Genomic DNA, 3,380 nt, shown 5'->3' on the forward strand with positions numbered 1-3,380 from the left:
GTCGCAATCCACACCGAAACCAGGGGCCCTCACCTCATTCAAGGACCACTCAAGGCGTGTCGCCTGTCACCAACGTCCCCGGACAGCACACCTAGGGCGCGGGTGCCCTTGCGGGTCCCGAGACGCTCGCGGTGTTCGAGCAGCAGCTTCGCGAGGGCCTCAGCAGTGGCCCGGCTGACATCGAGCACGCCGGTGTAGGTGATACTGGTCAACGCGTGAAGCCTCTCGGTGCCCGGAACCTGTTCTTCGCAGACCTGTTCCTACCAGGGGCTTCTCGCATATCTGATGCCGGGTCAAGCCCGTTTGATGTCCCTAATCAGGAAGATCTCGGATCCGTCGGACGGGCGGCATACCCTGAGCCCCGTCCACACTATCTGGGAGAGTCATGACAAGTAGGTTCACCGAGTTGGCCGTTGACTGCCACGATCCGGAGAGGCTCGCGGCCTTCTGGTGCGAGGTCCTGGACTTCAAGGTGATCGACCGGAGCGAGGGCAAGGTCGAGATCGGCTCCTGGGTGCCGACCGTCGAGGATGTTCGGGCCCGCCAGATGCCGCCCACTCTGCTGTTCATCCAGGTGCCCGAGGGCAAGACCGTGAAGAACCGGCTTCACCTCGACGTCAGCCCGATCGACGGCAGCACCGAGGACGAGGTGACCAGATTGCTCGGCCTCGGTGCCACCAAGAAGGATGTGGGCCAGGGCTCAGACCGAAACTGGGTGGTCATGGCAGACCTCGAGGGCAACGAGTTCTGTGTCCTGCGCACCCTGGCACCGCAGAACTAGGCCGCGAGCAGGCACCCGCACACCGTCACACTCCGCAACTATCAGGCTGCCGAGAAGGCCTCAATACCTGCTGCTCGGTCGCTGCCATCCCGGTCCTCCCGATTCCCACATTCCCGGCGGCGTCGTAAGAGGAGGCACTGACATGCGGCGCCGCCCCGTGAGGACGGCGCCGTTGTCGGCGTTACGCGCTTGCACTTCGCCGAGGTAGCGATACCCCGGACGATGTCTTCGACGAGCGGACGGACGCTAGCTCCGGGTGGGGTGTCAGTGGTGGAGGCGATCATCGGGTTCAGGGCGCGCCTGGTGCGCCCTGCGGCCGGGGGTCGGCGCCCGGCCGGTGGCCGGTCGGGACGCACGGGAGGGTGGGGCTGATGGCGGGCAAGCGCAAGACGAACGAGGCGGGATCGTCGACCGGGCACCGCGCTGATGCGCTGCGCGTGCTGGGGGTGCTCAAGGCCGCGACGGCGGACCGGATCCAACGGTTGTCCTCACCGCACCTGACATACCGGCACACCACGAAGGACACGGCGGCCAAGCGGAAGGAGGCGCGCACCGCCTCCCATCGCGGCGCGCTCAACGATCTGCGACGGCATGGCCTGTCCGTCGACGGCGGCCGCACCCGAGGGGGAGGGAGGTGCGCCTGCTCACCAAGGACGGGCTGGCCGCCGCTGGCCTCGAGTTGGACCGGGGGCCGGAGGAGATGGGCGGCATGCCCAAGAGCGCGGGCCGCTCCGGCGCATCGCACCCGATGACGGTGAACGAGACGGTCATCGCGCTGATCCGCCCGAAGCCGAACCTCGACCTGGTCGCGGGGGGAGCCGGCTGAAGCGGTCGCGGCCGCGCGGGCCGCCGTCGACGCACCCGATGGGATCGGCACCCTCGCCTCGTACGCCACCGAGGTCGCGCTCCCGGTGAAGGGCACATGGAAGAACCCCGCGATCGGCAGCGCCCGCGCAGACGTCGTCCTGACCGCCCCGGAGGCCGGGGTGCCGCTGCTGTTCATCGAGGTCGACAACTGCACCGAGGAAGCCGTCCTCATCGCCGCCAAGTTCGACAAGTACGTCCGGTTCTTCCAGCGGCAGGAGAAGGACACCGACGGCATCGAGAAGCCGATGTGGCGCACCCGCTGGTCCGCGCCACCTTCCGAGGAATACGAACGGGTGCACCCGCCGGTCCTGCTCGTCTTCCACCAGGTCGGCAAGCGCTCCGCCAAGAGCCAGATGGCGAAGGTCGCCGACCTCACCCGCCACCACTGGCAGGGCCAGTGGCATCTCGGGGGCGGCTACCACTTCTACGACCGCTGCATCCCGATCGTGGCGACCACGCTGGAGAAGCTGCGCGAAACACGGCCCGGCCGGGCCCGCGCTCTGGCGCTTCGGCCGCGACCACCGCGCCCCGCTGCTGGAGGCGATCGGCAATGCCCGGCGGGACGCTTACCTCGCCCGCCGCCGCCAGGCCGCCAGGGAAGAGCAGCGGCGCCGCCAGGAGCGGGAGGCGCGGCGGCCGGTGTGCAAGGACTGCGGGCAGAAGTTCACCAACGACAGGTGGGAGGCGGTCGGCTACACCCGGGACTGCAGCAAACGCCAGTCGCACCCGCACCTGTGCGAGGACTGCCAGGACCGGGCTGTCGCAGCGGAGCAGCAGGCCGAAGCCGACGAACGCGAGCGCCAGGAGAAGAAGCGCCAGGAGGCAGAGGCGGCGGCACAGGACTCGAAGGCCGGCGGCTGGCTCGGACGCTGGCGCAGCTGAGACTGAGAAGCTGTGTACAAAACTCCCGCTGGGACGTCGAGCGGTACGCCGCCCGGGCCCCCGTTGCGTGACCTGGACCCGGGAACATCACGTTCCGTCCCGCAGCGTGGGGGAGTGCACCTACAGTGGCGCCATGAACATTCGCTGGAAGGGTGAGAGCTGGTCCTTGATGCTGGTGAAGCGGCCGGACTGGACGTCCCTGTCTAACTCCAGCACGGTCGGCGCATTCAGCAGCCTTCTGCGCGGCAGCGGCAACCATCTCGTCGGGCATGCTGACCTGTTCCCCGCAGGCCGCTTTGTCGCGGGCATCGTCGGCGCCACGGCGGTGACGTCCGTCGCGGCCACCGTCGCCGCCATGAAGGTCAAGAGCCGGTCCGACGACCGCAAGGCGAAGCTGCGCACCGAGGAGGCCTCGGTCGTCGCCGAGGAGACGTCCCGGAACACCACGGCCGCGGCCGTGGTCGAGGCGTCAGGCGTGTCCGTGACCCCTCCGATCCCTGTGTGACCGTCAGGCAAAGCGTCGGCGCGGCGCCCGTTGCAGATCCGCATGACGCACAGGACCGCGCCGTAAGGCGGCGTCCTTGCTTGCCCAGGCAGACGCGCCGCCCCGGCCCGGATCTGGAGGATCATTCACAGGCGCTGACCCGGGCAAGCGACCTCTGGCCGTGCGAGGGCTTGCCCAGGGCAGCCTGGGCAAGCCCTCGTTGTCGGTGGCGGCTGCGAGGCTGGAGGGCATGGACAGCGACGATGAGCAGCTGCTGCGTGGCCGGATCTACGGTGCCGACCACGACCACCCGGGCCCGAAGCCGGGGCGGCGCTACGCCGAACTGGTGGGCGGGCCGCTGGACGG

5 protein-coding genes and 1 pseudogene are annotated in these 3,380 nt (G+C 69.1%); 5 read left to right on the top strand and 1 reads right to left on the bottom strand.

All coding sequences use genetic code 11. The features are described from left to right. Window positions 1-38 precede the first annotated feature (38 nt). Window positions 39-212, bottom strand: a complete 174-nt coding sequence (locus ACZ3I3_RS41240; RefSeq protein WP_467373012.1) for a hypothetical protein — start codon at window positions 210-212, stop codon at window positions 39-41. A 173-nt stretch (window positions 213-385) separates the two neighbouring features. Between ACZ3I3_RS41240 and ACZ3I3_RS41245 the strand changes: the two genes are divergently transcribed. From ACZ3I3_RS41245 to ACZ3I3_RS41265, 5 genes and pseudogenes are all read left to right on the top strand, one after another. Beyond that, on the top strand, window positions 386-781 hold the full coding sequence (locus ACZ3I3_RS41245; RefSeq protein WP_467373013.1) for a VOC family protein: 396 nt from the start codon (window positions 386-388) through the stop codon (window positions 779-781). A 634-nt stretch (window positions 782-1,415) separates the two neighbouring features. Then, window positions 1,416-1,607 (top strand): hypothetical protein, encoded by a 192-nt coding sequence (locus ACZ3I3_RS41250; protein ID WP_467373014.1) that lies wholly within the window; start codon window positions 1,416-1,418, stop codon window positions 1,605-1,607. 160 nt (window positions 1,608-1,767) lie between these two features. Beyond that, a pseudogene (locus tag ACZ3I3_RS41255) lies at window positions 1,768-1,821 on the top strand (hypothetical protein); the annotation flags it as partial. A gap of 466 nt (window positions 1,822-2,287) precedes the next feature. Further along, entirely contained in the window at window positions 2,288-2,530 is a 243-nt protein-coding gene (locus tag ACZ3I3_RS41260) for a hypothetical protein (RefSeq protein ID WP_467373016.1), read from the top strand. A gap of 133 nt (window positions 2,531-2,663) precedes the next feature. Then, window positions 2,664-3,035 carry a hypothetical protein gene (locus tag ACZ3I3_RS41265; RefSeq protein ID WP_467373015.1) on the top strand — a complete coding sequence of 124 codons (372 nt, stop codon included), beginning with the start codon at window positions 2,664-2,666 and terminating at the stop codon, window positions 3,033-3,035. Window positions 3,036-3,380 lie beyond the last annotated feature (345 nt).

Source organism: Streptomyces sp. NPDC016851, from assembly GCF_055562795.1.

Excerpts from the sequence above, each read along its gene's own strand:
- ACZ3I3_RS41245 (WP_467373013.1), top strand. The coding sequence starts at position 386 with ATGACAAGTAGGTTCACCGAGTTGGCCGTTGACTGCCACGATCCGGAG.
- ACZ3I3_RS41265 (WP_467373015.1), top strand. The coding sequence starts at position 2,664 with ATGAACATTCGCTGGAAGGGTGAGAGCTGGTCCTTGATGCTGGTGAAG.